Annotated in this window: 19 protein-coding genes; 7 read left to right on the plus strand and 12 right to left on the minus strand. The window is 56.6% G+C overall.

Going from position 1 to position 21,318, the window contains the following annotated elements; all coding sequences use genetic code 11:
* Positions 1–2 precede the first annotated feature (2 nt).
* The 4 genes from fliI to fliF are packed head-to-tail and all read right to left on the minus strand — an operon-like array spanning position 3 to position 4,738.
* Positions 3–1,373 carry a flagellar protein export ATPase FliI gene (gene fliI / locus RT120_RS07565; RefSeq protein ID WP_312981402.1) on the minus strand — a complete coding sequence of 457 codons (1,371 nt, stop codon included), beginning with the start codon at positions 1,371–1,373 and terminating at the stop codon, positions 3–5.
* The gene (fliH, locus tag RT120_RS07570) at positions 1,373–2,068 is read right to left on the minus strand and encodes a flagellar assembly protein FliH (RefSeq protein WP_312981410.1); all 696 of its coding nucleotides are present in this window, start codon (positions 2,066–2,068) and stop codon (positions 1,373–1,375) included. Before fliH ends, fliI begins: the two co-directional genes overlap by 1 nt.
* Positions 2,061–3,056, minus strand: a complete 996-nt coding sequence (fliG, locus tag RT120_RS07575; RefSeq protein WP_312981419.1) for a flagellar motor switch protein FliG — start codon at positions 3,054–3,056, stop codon at positions 2,061–2,063. The genes fliH and fliG overlap by 8 nt, the downstream gene beginning before the upstream one ends.
* On the minus strand, positions 3,053–4,738 hold the full coding sequence (gene fliF / locus RT120_RS07580; RefSeq protein WP_312981422.1) for a flagellar basal-body MS-ring/collar protein FliF: 1,686 nt from the start codon (positions 4,736–4,738) through the stop codon (positions 3,053–3,055). The genes fliG and fliF overlap by 4 nt, the downstream gene beginning before the upstream one ends.
* Before the next feature lie 226 nt (positions 4,739–4,964).
* Between fliF and fliE the strand changes: the two genes are divergently transcribed.
* A complete protein-coding gene (gene fliE, locus RT120_RS07585; RefSeq protein WP_312981423.1) occupies positions 4,965–5,276 on the plus strand; it encodes a flagellar hook-basal body complex protein FliE in 312 nt (103 codons plus the stop codon).
* 39 nt (positions 5,277–5,315) lie between these two features.
* Here the strand turns inward: fliE and RT120_RS07590 are convergent, their stop codons facing one another.
* Positions 5,316–6,107 carry an SDR family oxidoreductase gene (locus tag RT120_RS07590; protein WP_312981427.1) on the minus strand — a complete coding sequence of 264 codons (792 nt, stop codon included), beginning with the start codon at positions 6,105–6,107 and terminating at the stop codon, positions 5,316–5,318.
* 114 nt (positions 6,108–6,221) lie between these two features.
* A complete protein-coding gene (locus RT120_RS07595) occupies positions 6,222–6,668 on the minus strand; it encodes a helix-turn-helix domain-containing protein (RefSeq protein ID WP_312981430.1) in 447 nt (148 codons plus the stop codon).
* 160 nt (positions 6,669–6,828) lie between these two features.
* Here RT120_RS07595 and agp point away from each other — a divergent pair, with 160 nt between their 5' ends.
* A complete protein-coding gene (gene agp, locus RT120_RS07600; RefSeq protein ID WP_312981432.1) occupies positions 6,829–8,067 on the plus strand; it encodes a bifunctional glucose-1-phosphatase/inositol phosphatase in 1,239 nt (412 codons plus the stop codon).
* A 34-nt stretch (positions 8,068–8,101) separates the two neighbouring features.
* Here the strand turns inward: agp and RT120_RS07605 are convergent, their stop codons facing one another.
* Positions 8,102–8,329, minus strand: coding sequence for a YccJ family protein (locus tag RT120_RS07605; protein ID WP_161661671.1), 228 nt, complete (start codon positions 8,327–8,329; stop codon positions 8,102–8,104).
* Positions 8,330–8,347: 18 nt separating this feature from the next.
* Entirely contained in the window at positions 8,348–8,944 is a 597-nt protein-coding gene (gene wrbA / locus RT120_RS07610) for an NAD(P)H:quinone oxidoreductase (RefSeq protein WP_312981437.1), read from the minus strand.
* 392 nt (positions 8,945–9,336) lie between these two features.
* Between wrbA and RT120_RS07615 the strand changes: the two genes are divergently transcribed.
* The 3 genes from RT120_RS07615 (at position 9,337) to rutR (ending at position 11,235) form a co-directional block, all read left to right on the plus strand.
* Complete coding sequence (locus RT120_RS07615; RefSeq protein ID WP_312981438.1) at positions 9,337–9,516, plus strand: general stress protein; 180 nt, start codon at positions 9,337–9,339, stop codon at positions 9,514–9,516.
* Between the two features lie 158 nt (positions 9,517–9,674).
* Complete coding sequence (locus tag RT120_RS07620) at positions 9,675–10,592, plus strand: DMT family transporter (RefSeq protein WP_312981439.1); 918 nt, start codon at positions 9,675–9,677, stop codon at positions 10,590–10,592.
* 7 nt (positions 10,593–10,599) lie between these two features.
* Positions 10,600–11,235 carry an HTH-type transcriptional regulator RutR gene (rutR, locus tag RT120_RS07625; RefSeq protein WP_312981441.1) on the plus strand — a complete coding sequence of 212 codons (636 nt, stop codon included), beginning with the start codon at positions 10,600–10,602 and terminating at the stop codon, positions 11,233–11,235.
* Here rutR and RT120_RS07630 read toward each other — a convergent pair.
* The gene (locus RT120_RS07630; protein ID WP_312981443.1) at positions 11,232–11,627 is read right to left on the minus strand and encodes a lysozyme inhibitor LprI family protein; all 396 of its coding nucleotides are present in this window, start codon (positions 11,625–11,627) and stop codon (positions 11,232–11,234) included. The two genes, rutR and RT120_RS07630, sit on opposite strands and share 4 nt — an antisense overlap.
* Positions 11,628–11,679: 52 nt before the next feature.
* Positions 11,680–15,642 (minus strand): trifunctional transcriptional regulator/proline dehydrogenase/L-glutamate gamma-semialdehyde dehydrogenase, encoded by a 3,963-nt coding sequence (gene putA / locus RT120_RS07635; RefSeq protein ID WP_312981514.1) that lies wholly within the window; start codon positions 15,640–15,642, stop codon positions 11,680–11,682.
* 426 nt (positions 15,643–16,068) lie between these two features.
* Here putA and putP point away from each other — a divergent pair, with 426 nt between their 5' ends.
* Both putP and phoH read left to right on the plus strand, forming a co-directional pair.
* The gene (putP, locus tag RT120_RS07640; RefSeq protein ID WP_312981444.1) at positions 16,069–17,577 is read left to right on the plus strand and encodes a sodium/proline symporter PutP; all 1,509 of its coding nucleotides are present in this window, start codon (positions 16,069–16,071) and stop codon (positions 17,575–17,577) included.
* Between the two features lie 576 nt (positions 17,578–18,153).
* Positions 18,154–18,942, plus strand: coding sequence for a phosphate starvation-inducible protein PhoH (phoH, locus tag RT120_RS07645; protein ID WP_183171858.1), 789 nt, complete (start codon positions 18,154–18,156; stop codon positions 18,940–18,942).
* 54 nt (positions 18,943–18,996) lie between these two features.
* Here phoH and RT120_RS07650 read toward each other — a convergent pair whose 3' ends face one another.
* Together RT120_RS07650 and RT120_RS07655 are read right to left on the minus strand one after the other, a co-directional pair.
* Positions 18,997–20,340 (minus strand): anaerobic C4-dicarboxylate transporter, encoded by a 1,344-nt coding sequence (locus tag RT120_RS07650; RefSeq protein ID WP_312981445.1) that lies wholly within the window; start codon positions 20,338–20,340, stop codon positions 18,997–18,999.
* A gap of 380 nt (positions 20,341–20,720) precedes the next feature.
* Positions 20,721–21,221 (minus strand): non-heme ferritin-like protein, encoded by a 501-nt coding sequence (locus RT120_RS07655; protein ID WP_312981447.1) that lies wholly within the window; start codon positions 21,219–21,221, stop codon positions 20,721–20,723.
* Positions 21,222–21,318: the final 97 nt, after the last annotated feature.

Genomic DNA, 21,318 nt, shown 5'->3' on the forward strand with positions numbered 1-21,318 from the left:
CGTTACACCGTCGGGAAGATCAGCTCCAGTGCCTGTAGTGAATTCTCGACGTCGGCACGCTCGAAAATGCCCTGTTGTAAAAATGCCTCAAGCTGCGGCCAGAGCGCGATGGCCTTATCCAGTAACGGATCGCTGCCTTTGGCGTACGCCCCCACGCTCACCAGATCGCGGTTGCGTTGAAAACTCGACAGTAACTGCTTAAACATCCGCACCCGGGCGTAATGCTGCTCGGTGATCAGCGCCGTCATGGCGCGGCTGATAGACGCTTCAATATCAATTGCCGGATAGTGGCCCGCTTCCGCCAGGCGGCGCGACAGCACAATGTGGCCGTCGAGGATCGCGCGCGCCGAGTCGGCAATTGGGTCCTGCTGGTCATCACCTTCGGTCAATACGGTATAAAAGGCGGTAATCGAGCCGCCGCCGGTGATGCCGTTGCCCGCGCGTTCCACCAGCGCCGGAAGCTTGGCGAACACCGATGGCGGATAGCCTTTGGTGGCAGGCGGTTCGCCAATCGCCAGCGCGATTTCACGCTGGGCCATGGCGTAGCGGGTCAGGGAATCCATAATCAGCAGCACGTGCTGGCCGCGATCGCGGAAATCTTCGGCGATGCGCGTGGCATAGGCCGCGCCCTGCATACGCAGCAGGGGAGAGACATCGGCCGGGGCGGCGATCACCACCGAGCGGGCGCGCCCCTCGGGGCCGAGAATGTTTTCGATAAAGTCTTTTACTTCGCGGCCACGTTCGCCGATCAGGCCGACCACAATCACGTCCGCCTGGGTGTAACGGGCCATCATGCCTAACAGCACGCTTTTGCCGACGCCAGAACCGGCGAACAGGCCCATACGCTGCCCGCGACCAACGGTGAGCAGGGCGTTGATTGGGCGCACGCCCACGTCCAACACGTCTTCAATCGGGGTACGTTGTAACGGGTTGAACGGCGGGGTGATCAGCGCGCCGGTGCAGTCGGTTTCCGGCGCGGGCAGGCCGTCGAGCGGTTTACCGCCGCCGTCCAGCACACGGCCCAACAGTTCCGGGCCCAGCGGCAGCTGTTTGCCGCTTTGCAGGTTGTCGCCCACCGCGTGCCGGGCGTAGACCCGCGCGCCAGGCAAAATCCCTTCCACTTCTTCCAGCGGCATCAGAAACAGCTTCTGGCCGTTAAAGCCCACCACTTCGCTCTCCACTTCCTGGGTCTGGCTGCCGTTCTGGCGCTCAATAATGCAGGTCGCTCCCAGCGGCAATTGCAGGCCGGTGGCTTCCAGTACCAGGCCCGTGGCGCGAGTCAGTCGCCCGTAACGGCGCACCGGCGGCAACTGGGCGATTTTGGCTTCGAAGGCGTCGAGCGACGCCAGCCAGCGGGTAAGCCGGGCGGTCATTACACGACCCCAGGTGCTGCGAGGCGGCAGAGTTCTTGCCAGCGGGTGGCGACGCTGGCGTCAAGATCGCCTTCGTCAGCCGAGACTTTACAGCCGCCGGGGTGCAGCGTCGGGTCACCGCGCAGCCGCCAGCCGTGCAGGCTGAGCGTTGCGCCGAGCATCTCTTCCACACGTTGTAAATCATCCGGGTGCACGCGCAGTTGCGGTTTGCCGCTGAACAGCGGTTCCTGCTGCAATAACATCTGGATCTGTTTAATCAGGGCGTTGTTATCAACCCCGGCGGACTGGCCGATCACCTGACGCGCGGCCTCCAGCGCCATCTGCATCAGACGGGACGCAATGACGCTGTCGAGGGCGTCAAGGGTATTCTGGAATTCGCTCACCAGAAGCTGCATCCGGGCATGCACCGGGGCCTGCTGGTTGCGGGCTTCTGCCATGCCCTGTTCGACACCTTTGTGAAAACCTTCCTGGCGGCCCTGTTCAAACCCCTGGACGCGGCCTTCGGCGACGCCTGCGTTATAGCCCTGTTCATGGGCCTGGGTTTGCAGCATCGCCAGTTGCTGTTGCAGATGCTGTTCCTGCTGGGCGGCGGTGAGCTCAGTATTGGGCTCTACCGCTTCCGGTATCACGAAATCCGCTGTTGGCGGGGCGAGATCGTCAGGCAGCCAGCGCTGCCAGGCCGGTTGGTTAGACATAGGTATCCTCGCCGCTGCCAATCACCATCTCGCCGGTTTCCGCCAGACGGCGCACAATCAGCAGAATGGCCTTCTGCTCGTTCTCCACCTGGGAGAGGCGCACCGGGCCACGGTTGGCCAGGTCGTCGCGCAGAATATCTGCCGCACGCTGGGACATATTGCGCAGGAACTTCTCGCGCAGCGGCTGTTCGGCGCCTTTGAGCGCCACCAGCAGCGATTCGGAATCCACTTCCTGCAACAGGCGCTGGATACTGCGGTCGTCCACTTCCACCAGGTTTTCGAACAGGAACATCTCGTCGATAATTTTCTGCGCCAGATCGCCGTCGAACTCGCGTACCGCAGTAATAACCGCTTCTTCCTGCTGAGTTTTCATCAGGTTGATAATCTCGGCTGCGGTTCTTACGCCGCCCATTTTGCTGCGCTTGAGGTTCTGGCCGTCGAGCAGGTTGTTGAGCACTTCGGTCAGTTCCGCCAGCGCGGCTGGCTGGACGCCGCCGAAGGTGGCGATACGCAGCATCACATCGTGACGCAGGCGCTCGTCAAACAGGGCCAGAATATCCGCCGCCTGGCCGCGTTTGAGGTGCACCAGGATGGTGGCGATAATCTGCGGATGCTCGTCGCGGATAAGGTCGGCGGCGCTCTGCGGCTCCATAAAGTTGAGCGTTTCCATTCCCGAGGTGGTCTCTTTGGTATCGAGAATATCCTCCAGCAGGCTGGCGGCGCGCTCTTCGCCCAGCGCTTTGATCAACACCGAACGCAGGTAGTCGTTGGCGTTGACGCTCAGTGCGGCGAACTGTTCGGCTTCCTGTTCAAACTCCGCCAGCACGTCGGTCAACTGCTTATTGGAGATTTGGCGCACGTTGGCCATCGCGGCGCTCAGGTGTTGCACTTCGCGCGGGGAGAGGTGTTTGAACACCTCCGCCGCCCGGTCTTCGCCGATGGTCATCAGCAAAATGGCGCTTTTGTCGGTACCGCTCAGTTCACTCATATTTCGTTACTCATCCACTGGCGAATGACCAGCGCGACCACGCGCGGATCGTTATCTGACATTTCACGGATACGCTGGCTCATCACTTCGGCGCTCAGGCGCTGAGTGGTGCGACGTTGTTGGGTTTGCTCGTCGCGGGTCAGGCGCACTTCTACTGCGTCTTCCATCTCTTTCTGCTGACGAGCCACTTCATGGACGGCTTTGGTCTCTTCGGCGCGGCGCTGTAACTGCGGACGTACCGCTTTACGCCACAGCAGCCAGGCGACAATCAGGACAATCAGCCAGCGGCCTGCGGACATCAGTTGGTCGATAAAGCTCTGCTGTTGCCAGAACGGCAGTTCGCCGCCGGTTTCCAGCGTCTCGGTGAACGGCGAGTTCACCACGTTCAACGTGTCGCCGCGCGTTTCGGTAAAGCCCATCGCCTCACGGGTCAGATCTTCGATCTGCTTCATCTGATCGTTGGTCAGCGGCAGAGGCTTGCCGTCCGGCAGGGTGCGATAGTTCACCACCACCGCCACGGACAAACGCTGGACATCGCCGGTGTTCATTTTGGTATGGCGAATGGTGCGATCGACTTCGTAGTTGGTGGTTTCATCGCGCTGGGTGTTGCGCGGCACGGTACTGTTGTTATTGGCAGTTTGGGTACGCTGGCCGTTGTTCTGCGCGTTTTGCGGGTTTTGCGCCGCAGGCGCATCGATAGGCGCGTTATTCGCTGGCGCAGGTTGGTTAGACAGCGCGCCCGGCACGCCGCCCGGCAAACCGCTGCCGATTTGCTCATTGCTGTTTAGCTGACGCGAACGGATGGCTGCCTGGCTCGGATCGTTATTCGGGCGGTACTGCTCTTCGGTTTGCTCTTTGCTGGCGAAATCGATCTGCGCGGTCACCTGGGCATGAACGTTGCCGTTGCCGACGATAGGACCGAGGATAGCTTCGATACGGCGTTGGACGCGGCCTTCAACGTCGGCGGCGTATTTTAGCTGCGCATCGTTCAGATCGCGTCCGGCGGTACTGGACGGGGTCAACAAGTGACCGCCCTGATCGACCAGGGTCACGTTGCCCGGCGGCAGACCGGCTACCGCGCTGGAGACCATATGCACCACGGCGGTAATTTGCCCTTCATCCAGCGCGCGGCCCGGTTCCAGATTCACCGTCACGGAAGCGGAAGGGGCTTTTTGCTCGCGGACAAACAGTGACGGTTTTGGCATGGCAAGGTGTACGCGGGCGCTTTTCACCGGGCCTAAGGTTTCGATGGTGCGCGACAGTTCACCTTCCAGCGCGCGCTGGTAGTTCACCTGCTCGCTGAACTGGCTGATGCCGAATTTTTCCTGGTCAAGCAATTCAAACCCGACCGCGCCGCCTTTCGGCAGGCCGAGCCCGGCCATCTTCAGGCGCAGTTCATGCACGTTATCCGCCGGCACCAGGATTGCGCCGCCGTTTTCAGAGAAACGGTACGGGACATTCATTTGGGTGAGCTGGGTAACGATGGCGCCGCCATCTTTTTCGCTGAGATTACTGTACAGAACCCGGTAATCGGGGGTTTTCGCCCACAGGACCAGGGCCACGATAATAGCGACCGCAGCCGCGCCGGCCACCATCAACGGAATACGAGGATTTGAACGCAGGCGGGTTAACCATTCGTTGGCTTTATTTGCTGGCGCCTGAGCTTGAGCAGCGGAATTCATCGCGCACCTCTACGCTCAGCGTGGACAACAATTTCGGTGTTATGAAGCAAAACGGACTCCCGGGTGCAACGTGCACAATAACTTCCACAATGATGGCGCTGCCATTATTTGGCTTTCCGGGAATTTCGATGAACCAAATAGATGAGATTTTAGTGTCTATTTAACGCCTTTATCTCATTGACAAGATGCTAACCTCCGTCTACTTGAAATGATCCAGGGGAGTGTCATGTCCATTCAGGGGATTGAAGGCGTCGTTCAGCAGTTGCAGGCCACCCTGCTGTCTGCGCGCAACACGCCGGTACAACCGCAGCCCGCCGTCAGCTTCGCCGGCGAACTTCAGGCCGCGTTGGGTCGCATCAGCGATACCCAGAACGCCGCCCGCGCTCAGGCGAACCAGTTTTCACTCGGCGCGCCAGGCGTTTCGCTTAACGATGTGATGGTCGATTTGCAGAAATCATCGGTTTCGTTGCAAATGGGGATTCAGGTGCGGAATAAACTGGTGTCGGCCTACCAGGACGTGATGAATATGCAGGTGTAGTGCGGGAAGGCCATTGCTGGCCTTCTGTGCGTTAACCGTTTATTCCACATACCGCGGTGCCGGAACACCAGTCCGCGAGGCGGCAAACACCGCTAACCGCGCCTCTTCGTAGCGTTCCCACAGCGCCATATCATGCAGTGGCGGGATCGTGATGCTTTCCCCCTGCGCCAGCCCGGCAAGCGCGGCGTCGACCATATCTTCAGTGCTCATCACCGTGCCTTCGGGCAGTTGCGCATGGGCAATCCCGGAGTGTCCCCATATTTCCGTAGCGGTAATGGACGGCATCACCACCTGGATCCGCACACCGCTTTGGGCAAATTCTGCCTGTAAACCGCGCGAGAAATTTAACACGTAGGCTTTGGTGCCGCTGTAGAGCGCGGTTTCGCCACGGGCGTGAATCGAAAGCGTCGAGGCGATGTTGATAATCGTCCCGGCGTTACGCGCTTTAAAACGCGGCAGTACCGCCAGCGACAGACGGGTGAGGGCAGTGATATTCAGGGTAATGATGTCCTGATGCGCCTGGGCGCTGCTGTCAAGGAACGACGCCATCTGCGCCGCACCGGCGTTATTCACCAGCAAGGTGATGGCGTCATCTTCACGCAATACCTTTTCTACCGCCTCGATACCTGACTCCCGGCTGAGATCTGCGATCGCAGGGGTTACGTTGACGGCATAGCGCTCCGCCAACTGTGCCGCCAGCGCTTGCAGCCGTTCGGCGCGACGCGCTACCAATATCAGATTATACCCCTGGGCCGCCAGCCGCTCGGCGTATACCGCGCCGATACCGGATGACGCGCCAGTAATTACTGCTGTCGAAGATGCGCTGCTCATGGTTGACTCCTCGGAATTAAGTTGCATATTGAAACTAAATTAACTGTAGATAATTTGGTTTTATTATGCAACCAATTAGCGCGCTATTTTTTTAACCAAAAGGGCGTTTATATTTTAGCGGGCCGGCAACTTAGGTTGGACTTCGGCGGGTTCCAGTTTGCGGCCATCATCGGCGATCAGCTCCAGGCGGCGCAGCGGTTTGCGATGGGTGGTGTCCACCAGCACGCCAGGCGTTTCGTCAGCATCAAACAGAAAATCATTCCCCCACTGGGATAGCGCCACCAGAACCGTTTGCAGCGCGAGGCCCTTTTCTGTTAAGACATACTCCTGCCAGGCACTGCCGTCGGAGGCGGGTTGCAAACGCAGGATCTCTTCGTCCACCAGTTGCTTAAGGCGCACGGTGAGCATATTTTTGGCGATGCCGAGGCTTTTTTGAAATTCACTAAAGCGGGTGATGCCGCGTAGCGCATCGCGTACAATCAGCAGCGACCACCAGTCGCCGATGATATCCAGCGACCGGGCAACCGGGCAGGTGGTGTTAGCCATACGGGTCCGTTTCATCGCTTCTCCTTAAAAAAAACGCTATATGGTTTCATTATAAAACTTATCCGCCGGAATGCCTAACCTGTCATAAATCCGTCATTTTGCGATCCGCTCGCCGGGGCGTTGGTTTTTTTTCTGCCACACTCGTTGCTGGAATAAACGTCCTGAGGAACCTGGCATGAATAAAAAAATACTCGCAATGGCGCTGGCCTCTGCCGTGCTCTTACCCACTCTGGCGCAGGCGCAGACCGCACCGGAGGGTTATCAGCTCCAGCAGGTTTTACTGATGAGCCGTCATAACTTACGCGCGCCGCTTGCCAATAACGGCAGCGTACTTGAACAATCCACCGCGCAAAAATGGCCAGAGTGGGATGTCCCCGGCGGGCAGCTCACCACCAAAGGTGGCGTGCTGGAAGTGTATATGGGCCACTATTTCCGCGAGTGGTTTGCCCAACAGGGGCTGGTAACGAAGGGCGAATGCCCGGCGAACGAGCGGGTCTATGCTTACGCTAACAGCCTGCAACGCACCGTCGCTACCGCGCAGTTCTTTATTACCGGCGCGTTTCCGGGCTGCGATATTCCAGTTCATCATCAGGAAAAAATGGGCACTATGGACCCCACCTTCAATCCGGTGATCACCAACACCTCGCCAGAATTCCAACAGGCGGCGCTGAAAGCAATGGAAACCCAGCGTAGTGAATATCAACTCAATGAAAGCTATACATTGCTCGAAGAGATCACGGGTTATGACGACTCGCCCTCCTGCAAACAGAAACAGGTGTGTGACTTAACGGCGGTGAAAGATACCTTTAGCGCCAAACCCACCGAGGAGCCGGGCGTGAGTGGGCCGTTGAAAGTGGGTAACTCGCTGGTCGATGCCTTTACGCTCCAGTATTACGAAGGCTTTCCCGTGGATGAGGTGGCCTGGGGACAGATCAAAACCGATAAACAGTGGAGCGTATTGTCGAAGCTGAAAAACGGCTATCAGGATACGCTGTTCACTTCGCCGGAGGTGGCGCGCAACGTGGCCGCACCGCTGGTGAAATACATTCAGAAAGCGCTGGTGACCGAGAAGCAGGGTCCTGCCGTGACGGTGCTGGTGGGTCATGATTCGAATATCGCTTCGCTGCTGACGGCGCTGGATTTCAAACCGTACCAGCTTACCCACCAGTACGAGCGCACGCCTATTGGCGGCAAAATTATGTTCCAGCGCTGGCACGACAGCAAAACCAACCGCGATTTGATGAAGGTGGAATACGTGTATCAGAGTAGCGATCAGTTGCGCGACGCCACGCCGCTCAATCTGGAAAGCCCGCCGCAGCGCGTGACGCTGCAACTTAACGGCTGCCCAACCGACAGCGAGGGTTTTTGTCCGTGGGATAAATTTACCGGTGTGTTAGAAGAGGCGGTGAAATAAAACATTGCCCCCGCCGGGCGGCGGGGGCGTTAACTCAGACGTTTTTCCGTTCGATGGTTTGCTCGCCCCAGAACAGGGCGTCTTTATCGGTTTTTTTAAAGGCGCGGATCAGCACTTCATCATTGCCTTCTTCCCAAATTTTCTCCGCCAGTTTTTCGTCATAGTCCGCCACTTCAAAAATGGCTTCAGCAATTTCCGGCGAGGTATTTCTCAGACTGGCCCATTCACCCACGTGATGAGCTTTCGATTGTTGATTTGGCATCAATATTCTCCTGTACCTTTAGCCTTTGAGTTTGACCGCCAGGCTGGCGACGTGTTGGCCCTGATAACGGGCAATAGATAACTCTTCTTCGCTGGGTTGACGCGAGCCGTCGCCGCCCGCAATGGTGGTAGCGCCGTACGGCGTGCCGCCGCGCACCTGTGAAATATCAAACAGTTCTTTGGTACCGTAACCGATGGGCACAATCACCATGCCGTGATGCGCCAGGGTAGTCCAGGTTGAAGTGATAGTTTGTTCCTGGCCGCCGCCGGTGCCAGTGGAGCTAAACACACTGGCGATTTTTCCGTACAGCGCGCCGGATGCCCACAGTCCGCCGGTCTGGTCCCAGAAGGTGCGCATCTGGCCTGACATATTGCCGAACCGGGTGGGGGTGCCGACGATAATCGCGTCATAATTCACCAGCTCCTGGACGGTGGCTTCCGGCGTGGTTTGCGCTTTACCGCCTGCTTTGGCGAAGACGTCAGGCGGCATGGTTTCGGGAACGCGTTTCACTTCCACATCAACGCCTTCAACGCCCCGCGCGCCTTCCGCTACGGCCTGTGCCAGGGTCTCGATATGTCCATACATTGAGTAGTAAAGCACTAAAATCTTCGCCATCTTCAGTCACTCCTGAGTTCAACATCTTGTTCGCAACGCCAGGTTGCCCTCTTTTAAAGATATGACGTTGCGCCAGGAGTGCAAATTTCCCAGGCTTTTGCTTGATGTATAGCAACTTAGACAACGTTGCCGCTCTGTTGCATTCTTTCACATATAAAACCTACCAATTTTGGTACTGATTAGAGCTATTTATAGATAATGGTGGTTAATAATCATCCAATTGATGGATTACATGTTGCTAAATGTTACACAAAAATGATCTGCTTACCCGTGTGGTCTAGGCTTTAACTCACGCGGCAAACGAAATGTCTCTCTTGTCACCCGCGGGTAATGAGGCTGTTTTTTTATCAAAACTGTATAAAGACTAATGTTTCGCTTACCGGAGGTAAGATATGGCAAACCATCGTGGTGGTTCTGGCAACTTTGCAGAAGATCGTGAAAGAGCATCAGAAGCTGGCCGTAAAGGCGGCCAGGCAAGCGGCGGGAACTTTAAAAATGACCCGCAACGTGCATCAGAAGCCGGTAAAAAAGGGGGCAAAAATAGCCATGGCGGCAACCGTGGTAGTGAATAAATACCTGATGTAGCAAGTTGTTGTCGATAAATCACCTTATCCCTTTTGGTGATGACCCCGCATCGCCGCCGGCTTCGCCCGGCGGTTTCGTTTTTAAGCGTTGCGCCAGGGCTTAATCCATCGCAAACTTGAGAGCTGTCACACTTTCTGGTGCTCTCATGTCCTCGCTACGCCAACGCTATCAATTTTCCGTTAAGCCACAGGAAGCTTTGCTGATCCTGATTACCCTGTTCTGGGGCGGGACTTTTCTTGCCGTCCAGTATGCGGTGACCCTCAGCGATCCGTTCTTCTTCGTGGGGCTACGGTTTGCCACGGCGGCATTGGCGGTTGGCCTGCTTTCGGTTAAATCCCTGCGTGGGCTGACGCGCCTGGAGCTGAAGGCGGGCGTGTCGATCGGCATGGCTATTGCGCTCGGCTACAGCCTGCAAACCTGGGGGCTGCAAATCATTCCCAGCAGTAAATCCGCATTTATTACCGCCATGTATGTGCCACTGGTGCCGTTGTTACAGTGGCTGTGCCTGGGCAGAATGCCGGGGCTGATGTCGTGGATTGGCGTGGTGCTGGCGTTTATCGGCCTGGTGTTCCTTGCCGGGCCGGACGGCAACCTGCTGGCGATGGGCCAGGGCGAAATCATTACCCTGATTGGCGCGGTGGCGATTGCCGCCGAAATCATTCTGATCAGCGCCTGGGCCGGCAAAGTGGATATCAAGCGCGTCACGGTGGTGCAACTGGCTACGGCCTCGCTGGTTTCCTTTATGATGATGACCCCGGCCGGGGAGCGCGTTCCGCCGTTTTCCACCGGGTTGCTGGTAGTGGCGTTGGGATTAGGCATCTTTAGCGCCATTATTCAGGTCACCATGAACTGGGCCCAGCGCAGCGTGTCGCCGACACGGGCCACGGTGATTTACACCGGCGAGCCGGTATGGGCCGGGATCTTTGGTCGGATGGCCGGGGAACGCCTGCCCGCCATTGCCCTGCTGGGCGGTGCCTGCATCGTGCTCGGCGTGCTGGTCAGCGAATTAAAGCTCAGAAAAAAACCGGCCAGTGAGCAGGCCGTAAAACAAACGGAAGGATAACCCACGCATGACGCAGGGAAAGAAACCCGCCGGTAAACGTTCAAAGGCGGTGGCGGCGAAGCGGGAGGCCATTTTACAGGCAGGCCTCAGCCAGTTTTCAAAATATGGCGTTCACGGCGCGACGCTGGAGCAAATCGCCGAGTGCGCAGGGGTATCGAAAACCAATCTGCTCTACTATTTCCCCTCCAAAGACGCGCTTTATATTGAGGTGCTGAAACAGATCCTGTCGATATGGCTGGCACCGCTGAGGGCGTTTCGCAGCGATCTCGAACCGCTGACCGCCATTAGTGAATACATCCGCTTAAAAATGGACGTGTCCCGGGACCACCCCGAAGCCTCCCGGCTGTTTTGTATGGAGATGCTCCAGGGCGCGCCATTATTGATGGGTGAACTGTCCGGGGACGTCAAACCACTGGTGGAGGAGAAATCGGCGATTGTCGCCGGGTGGGTGGCGCAGGGGAAACTGGCGCAGGTTGATCCCAATCACCTGATCTTGATGATTTGGGCGACAACCCAGCATTACGCGGATTTTTCGGTTCAGGTCGAAGCGGTAACCGGCGCCACCTTACAGGATGACGCCTTCTTCCAGCAAACGGTGGACAACGTCCAGCGCATGATTATCGAGGGCATTCGCCCCCGTTAACTGGCCGGGGGAAGCGGGCAGCTTAAATCGCCTTCTTCACACTGCAACAGCGAGTCAAGGTACGCGGTGCGTTCGCGGGTTTTATCCGCCAGGCATTGGCTAAAGATCATCGGCTGAATGCTGCCGCCTTCGACGCCAGAAGCGATGAAGTTGCAGTCGGCGTCACGCACTTTGATCCACGCATTTTGTGACTGTTTCAGTAAATCCTGCTGCTCTTTGCTGGCGCGGGTAAACACCTTTTTATAGGCCGCGTTCAGCTCGCCATCCGCTTTTTTATATTCTTCTCCGGCACACTGATTTAACTCCATCTGCGTGGCGGCCTTTTCACAATCCTGGGCCAGCGCCGCTGATGACATCAGCAGCGCAATCACCGTTAATCCCATTCGTTTCATGATCGATCCCCAAAAAAAAGCTCCTGAACGGAGCTTTTAGGGTAGCGAAGCGTTAGCCGATTGTCATCAGGCTGGCGTTGCCGCCTGCCGCCGCGGTGTTAACGCTGAGCGAGCGTTCAATCCACAGCCGCTCCAGCAGCAGATTGGTTTCGCCACGGGCAAAGCCCTGTACCGAAACAATCGCGCCGTCGCGGGCCGCCACGTTTTCACACAGGGTGCGCAACTGGTCGGAATCGCCATGATAGATAACCGCGTCAAAATGCTGGCTCATCAGCGAATCCGCACCTGCGAAGTCGATGCGCTGGGCAACGGCAGAAGGCAGTTTACCGGCCAGTTCGCGATGCAGTTTATCTTCCGGCCACAGCGCCCGGCTGGCGCTGCTGGTGACGGCGGCAAGCTGCACCAGGGCGTCATCTTCGTTATCCGCCAGGCACAGCACCCGTTCGCGCGGCAGCAGGGTATAGGTGTTGCGCTCGCCGGTCGGCCCTGGCAGTACGCGCTGTACCCCGGTTTGCGCCTGCTGGCCAAACGACTCGCATACCGCTTTCAGCGCCGGACGGTTAGCGGCCCACTGGGTTAGCGCCTCGTGCGGTTGCAGCAGCGCGGTGCGCAACTGGCTGTCCACCGGCAGGCTGTTGTTGCGGTTGAAGGTGGTGGTCACCGCGTTCTCCGGGCGATTCGCCAGCAGACGGTACAGATACAGCGGGCCACCCGCTTTCGGACCGGTGCCGGACAGGCCTTCGCCGCCGAACGGCTGCACGCCGACCACGGCGCCAACCATATTGCGGTTAACGTACATATTGCCAACGCTGGCGCTGCCGATGACCTGGGCGATGGTTTCATCGATACGGGTGTGAACCCCCAGCGTCAGGCCATAGCCTGCGGCATTGATCTGCTCGATCAGCGCATCGAGGTTATTGCGGTTGTAACGCACCACGTGCAGTACCGGGCCGAACACCTCTTTTTGCAGTTCATCGAAACGCTCAAGTTCAATCAGGGTTGGCTTGACGAAGGTGCCGCTTTGCCATTCGCGGGCATCGGCTTGATGCTCGCGTACCGCCTGGAATACCGGACGGCCTTTGGCGCGCATCGCCTGAATGTGATTCTCAATGTTTTCTTTGGCTTCGGCGTCAATCACCGGGCCGATATCGGTGGTCATGCGCTCCGGGTTGCCCATGCGGCATTCCGCCATTGCGCCGCGCAGCATGGTCAGGGTGTGGTCGGCAACATCATCCTGCAAACACAGCACACGCAATGCCGAGCAGCGCTGTCCGGCGCTGTCGAATGCCGAGGAAACCACGTCCACCACCACCTGTTCGGTCAGGGCGGAAGAATCGACGATCATGGCGTTCATCCCGCCGGTTTCGGCAATCAGCGGCGTCGGGCGGCCCTGCGGATCGAGACGGGTCGCGATATTGCGCTGTAACAGCGTCGCCACTTCGGTGGAGCCGGTAAACATCACGCCGCGCACCCGCTCATCGCCGGTCAACTGCGCGCCAACGGTTTCGCCACGCCCTGGCAATAACTGCACCACGCCTGCCGGTACGCCCGCATCCAGTAGAATGCGTACGCCCAGGGCGGCAATCAGCGGGGTTTGCTCAGCAGGTTTCGCCAGCACACTGTTACCCGCCGCCAGTGCGGCAGCTACCTGGCCGGTGAAGATCGCCAGCGGGAAGTTCCACGGGCTGATACACACTACCGGGCCAAGCGGGCGATGGGTTTCATTATCAAAATCGTCACGTACCTGGCCCGCGTAATAACGCAGGAAGTCTACCGCTTCGCGCACTTCGGCGATGGCGTTGCTGAAGGTTTTACCCGCTTCGCGCACCAGCACGCCGATAAGCGTTTGCATCTGGTCTTCCATCAATACCGCGGCGCGTTCCAGGATGGCGGCACGCTCCTGCGGCGGGGTGGCGAACCAGATTGGCGCGTTATTTACCGCGCTTTGCAGCGCCTGGCTGACTTCTTGCTCTGTGGCTTCACGGGTATAGCCGACAATGTCCAGCGGTTCCGCCGGGTTAATCACCGGGGTCATCTCCCCGTCGCGCGTGGCCTCTTCGAGGATCGGCTGCGCCAGCCATTTCTGGGTGGCGCTATTCAGCAATGCCGAAGAGAGCGACGCCAGACGATGTTCGTTAGCCAGATCCAGCCCGGCAGAGTTAGCGCGGCCATTGCCGTAGAGATCTACCGGACGCGGGATTTTCGGATGCGGCAGGCCGGGAATGCCTTCCTGGGCCGCCAGTTTTTCCACTGCGGTGACAGGGCAGGCGACCAGCTCATCCAGCGGCAGCGTGGTGTCGGCGATGCGGTTAACAAACGAGGTATTTGCGCCGTTTTCCAGCAGGCGGCGTACCAGGTACGCCAGCAGCGTTTCGTGAGTCCCTACCGGGGCGTAAATGCGGCACGGACGGTTGAGTTTGCCATCAGCCACTTTGCCCACCACCTGTTCGTACAGCGGTTCGCCCATGCCGTGCAGGCACTGGAACTCGTACTGGCCCGGATAGTAGTTCTGCCCGGCCAGATGATAAATGGCCGACAGGGTGTGAGCGTTGTGGGTGGCGAACTGCGGGTAAATCAGGTTCGGCACCGCCAGCAGTTTTTTGGCGCAGGCGAGGTAGGACACGTCGGTATACACCTTGCGGGTATACACCGGGTAGCCTTCCAGCCCTTCCACCTGGGCGCGTTTGATTTCGCTGTCCCAGTACGCGCCTTTCACCAGGCGGATCATCAGCCGGCGGCGGCTGCGGGTCGCCAGGTCGATCAGGTAGTCGATCACAAACGGGCAGCGCTTCATGTACGCCTGGATCACGAAACCGATGCCGTTCCAGCCCGCCAGTTCCGGCTCAAAGCACAGCTTCTCCAGCAGATCGAGGGAGATCTCCAGACGATCGGCTTCTTCAGCGTCGATGTTAATCCCGATATCATACTGGCGCGCCAGCAGGGTCAGAGATTTCAGGCGCGGATAGAGTTCTTCCATCACACGGTCATACTGGGCGCGGCTGTAGCGTGGGTGCAGCGCCGACAGCTTGATGGAGATCCCCGGCCCTTCATAAATGCCGCGACCGTTGGAGGCTTTACCAATGGCGTGGATCGCCTGCTGGTAAGAGACCATATAGGCCTGGGCATCGGCGGCGGTCAGCGCGGCTTCGCCGAGCATATCGTAAGAGTAACGGAAGCCTTTCTCTTCCAGCTTACGGGCGTTGGCCAGCGCTTCGGCAATGGTTTCCCCGGTGACAAACTGCTCGCCCATCAGGCGCATTGCCATATCCACGCCTTTGCGGATCAGCGGTTCGCCGCTCTTGCCGATAATCCGGTTCAGGGAGCGCGACAGGCTGGCTTCGTTATGGGTGGAGACCAGACGCCCGGTAAACAGCAAGCCCCAGGTGGCGGCGTTAACAAACAGCGACGGGCTGCGGCCAATGTGGGACTGCCAGTTGCCGTTGCTGATTTTGTCGCGAATGAGCGCGTCTCGGGTCGCTTTATCGGGAATACGCAGCAGGGCTTCCGCCAGGCACATCAGCGCGACGCCTTCCTGGGAGGAGAGGGAGAATTCTTGCAACAGGCTTTGCACCATGCCAGCGCGGCCAGTGGCGGTTTTTTGATTACGCAGTTTATCCGCCAGTTTCCATGCCAGTTGATGAGTCTGGCTGGACATGTCCGGCGTTAAGCGCGCCTGCTCAAGCAGCATCGGCACGGCGTCCGTCTCCGGGCGACGCCATGCGGCGGTGATCGCGGCACGGTTTACCGACTGCGGCAGGATCTGTTCAGCAAATTCCAGGAACGGCTGATGGTTTTCTTCGCCCGCCGCGCTGAGCGCTTCTTCGCTCTCATTAGCCGCGCCCGCCAGCAGGGCAGGCAACTCTGGCAGGGCATCGTTATTTTCCAGCCGTTCAAGGTAATTAAAGATGGCCTGCTTAATCAGCCAGTGGGGCGTGCGATCAATTTTCGATGCGGCAGATTTAATGCGCTCCCGCGTCGCGTCATCCAGTTTAACGCCCATGGTGGTGGTGCCCATGTTGTTAACTCCCATGTTTAATTTTTGCTGTTTTGTAATCAAGTACCGGCAATATCCATCATGTTGCAACTTTGTGCAACCGTGTTAAATGTGACCTGAGTAGCAAGCCAAAAAATGAATGAATTGTTAAATAAGAAAACACGATGATCGAAAACACAATCGACGCGGTAGCCTAATAAATACGGCCTGGTTAACACTTTTGCCGGGTGCAACCACCCAAAAGCGTGAGCGAGTGCAACCTCTGAAAAAGACGCGCAGTTTCTGGGGTGAATTTGTTGTGAATGAGGTGTTAAATCGATTGTGAATGAAAACCGCTTACGGCAGGATACTGCTCCTTAAAGAGCGACGATAACCAAGCTGCTGCGTTCCGGCGGCGAACAAACGTACGGGTTACACCGTCCGTGATCCCATTTGGAGAGATTTTGCATGACGACAAGCACACCGATGGTGGTGACTTTCCTGATTTATATCTTTGGCATGATAATGATAGGGTTTATCGCCTGGCGTTCGACCAAAAATTTTGACGACTATATCCTCGGCGGACGCCGTCTCGGCAGCCTGGTCACCGCGCTGTCCGCAGGGGCATCGGACATGTCCGGCTGGCTGTTAATGGGGTTACCCGGCGCGATTTTTATCGCCGGTATCTCGGAAAGCTGGATTGCCATCGGCCTGACCGTCGGCGCCTGGATCAACTGGAAGCTGGTGGCCGGGCGTTTGCGCGTACACACCGAATACAACAATAATGCCTTAACGTTACCGGATTATTTCACCGGGCGTTTTGAGGATAACAGCCGCGTACTGCGCATTATTTCTGCGGTGGTCATTCTGGTGTTCTTCACCATCTATTGCGCATCGGGTATTGTGGCAGGCGCGCGCTTGTTCGAAAGCACCTTCGGCATGAGCTACGAAACGGCGCTGTGGGCCGGGGCGGCAGCGACCATCCTGTATACCTTTATCGGTGGTTTCCTGGCGGTGAGCTGGACCGATACCGTGCAGGCCAGCCTGATGATTTTCGCGCTGATCCTGACCCCGGTTATCGTAATTTTCGCGGTAGGCGGTTTGGGCGATTCGATGGAAGTGATCAAACAGAAGAGTATCGAAAACGTTGATATGCTGAAAGGGCTGAACCTCGTCGCGATTATTTCCCTGATGGGCTGGGGCCTGGGCTACTTCGGCCAGCCGCACATTCTGGCGCGCTTTATGGCGGCCGATTCCCACCACACCATCGTTAACGCGCGCCGCATCAGCATGACCTGGATGATCCTGTGCCTGGCGGGCGCGGTCGCGGTGGGCTTCTTCGGCATCGCCTACTTCACCAATAACCCGGCGCTGGCCACTTCGGTTAACCAGAACAGCGAGCGCGTGTTCATTGAGCTGGCGCAAATCCTGTTCAACCCGTGGATCGCCGGTATCCTGCTGTCGGCTATCCTGGCGGCAGTGATGTCCACCCTGAGCTGCCAACTGCTGGTGTGCTCCAGCGCGATCACCGAAGACCTGTACAAAGCCTTCTTCCGTAAAAACGCCAGCCAGCGTGAACTGGTATGGATTGGCCGTTTAATGGTGCTGGTGGTGGCGCTGGTGGCGATTGCCCTGGCGGCAAACCCGGAAAACCGTGTGCTCGGCCTGGTGAGCTACGCATGGGCGGGCTTCGGCGCGGCGTTTGGTCCGGTGGTGCTGTTGTCGGTCATGTGGTCGCGTATGACCCGCAACGGCGCACTGGTGGGGATGATTATCGGTGCGGTAACGGTTATCGTCTGGAAACAGTTCGCCTGGTTTAACCTGTACGAAATTATCCCAGGCTTTATCTTCGCCAGCATCGGTATTGTGGTGGTGAGCCTGATGGGCAAAGCCCCGTCTAAAACCATGATTGAACGTTTTGAAAAAGCGGACGATGTGTACCATTCACCCGCGCCGTCAAAACTTCAGGCGCAGTAATCGATTTAACATCATACTGAAACAGCCAGCCGGGGTTTCCCGGCTGGCTGTTTCAGCAATAAAAGCGTGATCAACAGGCCATCCCGGCGCTCATGTTTTCATTTACTCACGAATAATCCATAATTTTTTTATATGACTATCCAGTTGAAATAAATCTGTAAAATTTCCCTGTCATAACTGTCACATCAGTAAGATTGTAGAATCGTTGTAGATAAGTAAAAAATTTGTTGTAGTTATGCTAATTTTTAGTGTAGAGATTGTGTGTGCGGTAGTTCCCGGTTGTGAACCTGGATTCACTATGGAGATCGCGAATGACAGCGTCCTGTCATGGACAAACCACATTGCAACGTTTTACATCCTCACCGGGTGAGCCTTCTCCCGGTAACGCTTTCTTCACCATCAATATTCCCACTTTCGCGCTTTTTACCGATGTTATTGATGCGGCGGTTTTCCGGCGTATCACTCTAACCGGCAGTCTATGGCTTAAAAGGAAGCCAAACCTCATATGTTCGTGCGCATCAACGCGCGCCTCAGGGCGCTGCGTAATATGTAAACCAACTATTCAAGGTGCCATCCATGGGAAGACAAAAAGCAGTGATCAAAGCTCGTCGCGAAGCAAAACGTGTGCTGAGACGCGACTCACGGAGTCATAAACAACGTGAAGAAGAATCGGTCACCTCGCTTGTGCAAATGAGTGGTGTTGAAGCTATTGGCATGGCGCGGGACAGCCGCGACGCCTCGCCGATAGTGGCGCGCACCGACGCGCAGGAAAGTTATCTCAACGCCATTGAGAACAAAAAGCTGATATTCGCCACCGGCGAAGCCGGATGCGGCAAGACGTTTATCAGTGCGGCGAAAGCCGCGGAGGCCCTGATACATAAGGATGTCGACAGGATTATCGTGACCCGCCCGGTATTACAGGCCGACGAAGACCTCGGCTTTTTGCCCGGCGACATCTCCGAAAAGTTTGCCCCTTACTTCCGCCCCGTTTATGACGTGCTGGTGAAGCGGCTGGGTGCATCCTTCATGCAGTACTGCCTGCGCCCGGAGATTGGTAAGGTCGAGATCGCGCCCTTTGCCTATATGCGCGGTCGTACCTTTGAGAATGCGGTGGTGATTCTGGACGAGGCTCAGAACGTCACGGCGGCCCAAATGAAAATGTTTTTAACCCGCCTCGGGGAAAACGTCACGGTGATCGTTAATGGCGATATTACCCAGTGTGATTTGCCATCCGGTGTTCGCTCAGGGCTGAGCGATGCGCTTGAACGTTTTGAAGATGACGAAATGATTAGCGTAGTGCGCTTCGGCAAAGACGACTGCGTGCGTTCGGCTCTGTGCCAGCGCACGCTGCGCGCCTACGGTTAACCTTTCACTTTTACCAACAAACCCGCGCTTGCGCGGGTTTGCTGTTTTTAGCGATCAGAACAGGGCGGAGACCAGCAGGTAGCTGGCTACGCAGGCGCAGCTCACGCCAATCAGGCCTGGGATGATAAAGCTGTGGTTAAGAATGTACTTACCGATGCGGGTGGTGCCGGAACGGTCAAAACCGATACAGGCCAGGTCGCTCGGATAGGTCGGCAGAATAAAGTAGCCATAAGACGCCGGGAAGAACGCAATCAGCATTTTTGGCTCCACGCCGAGCATTAAGCCCATCGGGGCTACCGCCGTTAAGGCTGCCGCCTGGCTGTTCACCAGTTTGGAGACCAGAAACAGCACCAGCGCGTAGGTCCACGGGTGGCTTTTCACCACGCCCTCCAGCGCCATTTTTAGTTCATCGAGGTGCGCCTGGAAGAAGGTGTCGCTCATCCATGCCACACCGAATACCGAGAAAATCGCCACCATGCCCGCTTTGAATACCGCGCCGTTAGAAATGGCTGCCGGATTCACTTTACAGACGATCAGCATCACCGCACCGGCGATCAGCATCATCATCTGGATCACCAGGTTCATCGAAAGCGGCTTCATTACGCCTTTCACTTCAAAGGCCGGACGCAGATCCTGCATCGCGCCGAGCAGCACCACCACTAAAATCCCGGCGAAGAAAATCCAGGTGGACCACCAGGCCTGTTTCGGGAACACCTGATTCATCAGGGTTTCGGTAGAGCCGAAGATAAACTCACGCTGTTTCGGATCTTTGATTTTTTCCTGGAACTCCTGGTCATCTTCGAGGTTTTTGCCGCGGCGCAGGCTCCACAGCGCGGCAATCAGCACGCCAAACAGCGAGGCTGGCACCGACACCGCCAGAATTTCCAGAATGCCGAACGCCTGGCCAACGCCGTGGTTCGCCGCGATGATCGACACCAGCGACACCACCGCAACTGAAACCGGAGACGCGGTGATGGCCATTTGTGAAGCGATGGACGCAACGGCCATTGGGCGTTCCGGTCGGATGCCTTTTTTCAGGGCGATATCAGCGATAATCGGGAACATGGTGTAGACCACATGCCCGGTGCCGCACAGGAAGGTGAGGGTCCATGTGGTGAACGGCGCCAGCAGGGTGATGTGTTGTGGGTGACGGCGCAGCAGTTTTTCCGCAAATTGCATCATCACATTCAGCCCGCCCGCCGTTTGCAGCGTGGCGGCACAGCCGATGACGGCAAGAATTGTCAGCATCACCTCGACCGGTGGTTTTCCGGGCTCAAGGCCAAATATAAAGGTCAGAATAAATAAACCAATGCCGCTGATAAGACCCAGCCCCATGCCACCGAAGCGGGTGCCCACCAGCAGGCAGAGAATAATAACGATAAACTCAATGGTGATCATAACAATCCTTGAAGGTTAATTGGGTGAATCGCTAAAGCATTACAAAATGTAAGAGTAATCATTGAGAGGTAGATCTTATTTGCACAAAGAAGGGAAAAATCTGGCTATTAATTACTTTTTCTTAACATTAACTGGCAGGTTTAATAACCTGGCTGGCAGGGAGGAATATACGGAGATATATCCACTAAATTAGCATAGCGCCATAAATAATAGCGCAGACAAAATGAAAGCTATTTCGTCAATATATATTGGCGTTGTTGGTTGAATAATAATGGTAAGAGATAGTGAATATCAAAACATTATCAGCATAAACGTCCGTTTCTGATCTAAACCGGGTTTTTGCTAAGGAGGCATATAGCCTCCTCAGTGGAAAATGTTGATCAGTGATAAAGATCGATAACGCCCACTAAATGCTTGTCGGTCTGTTCCATGCTGGTGCCCGCCTTCCTGGCGCTGCGCACCTCGTCAAGGATCACTTGTAGCAGCGTGCCGTCCACCAGTTCTTCATCTTTAAACTTCCTCAGAAAGCTGATTGCCGCTGTGTCGTTAGCCGCGCGGGCTTCATCCGTCAGGGTCGCCAGCGCCTTAATACGTAGCTGGTAATCGTTGACGGTATGTTCAAACAGATCTTCCAGAGAAGCGAAATTACCGTATTTGGCGTGTTGTTCCTGGAGCACCGGCGTCGCGCCGCTCTGCTTAATATAGTCGAACATGCGCATCATTTGGGTCACGGTATTTTGCGCCTGGTGCCGTAGAAACAGCGCGGTGCCATTGAGGCTATGTTCGCTACACCATTCGCTAAGCTGGAGATACAAATTGGAAGTGTAAAACTCATGATTCATCTGAGCATTTAGTTTTTGTACCATTCCGCTAGTAATCATAGGATTTCCTTATTTCTTTATGTAACTGAAAGCTGTATACCGACGAAGACGCCGCAGAAAACCTATTTTATTCACGTTGTGAGTGGCGGTTAATACA

Origin of the sequence: Atlantibacter sp., from assembly GCF_032062175.1 — a bacterium.
In the GTDB taxonomy this organism is placed as follows: domain Bacteria; phylum Pseudomonadota; class Gammaproteobacteria; order Enterobacterales; family Enterobacteriaceae; genus Atlantibacter.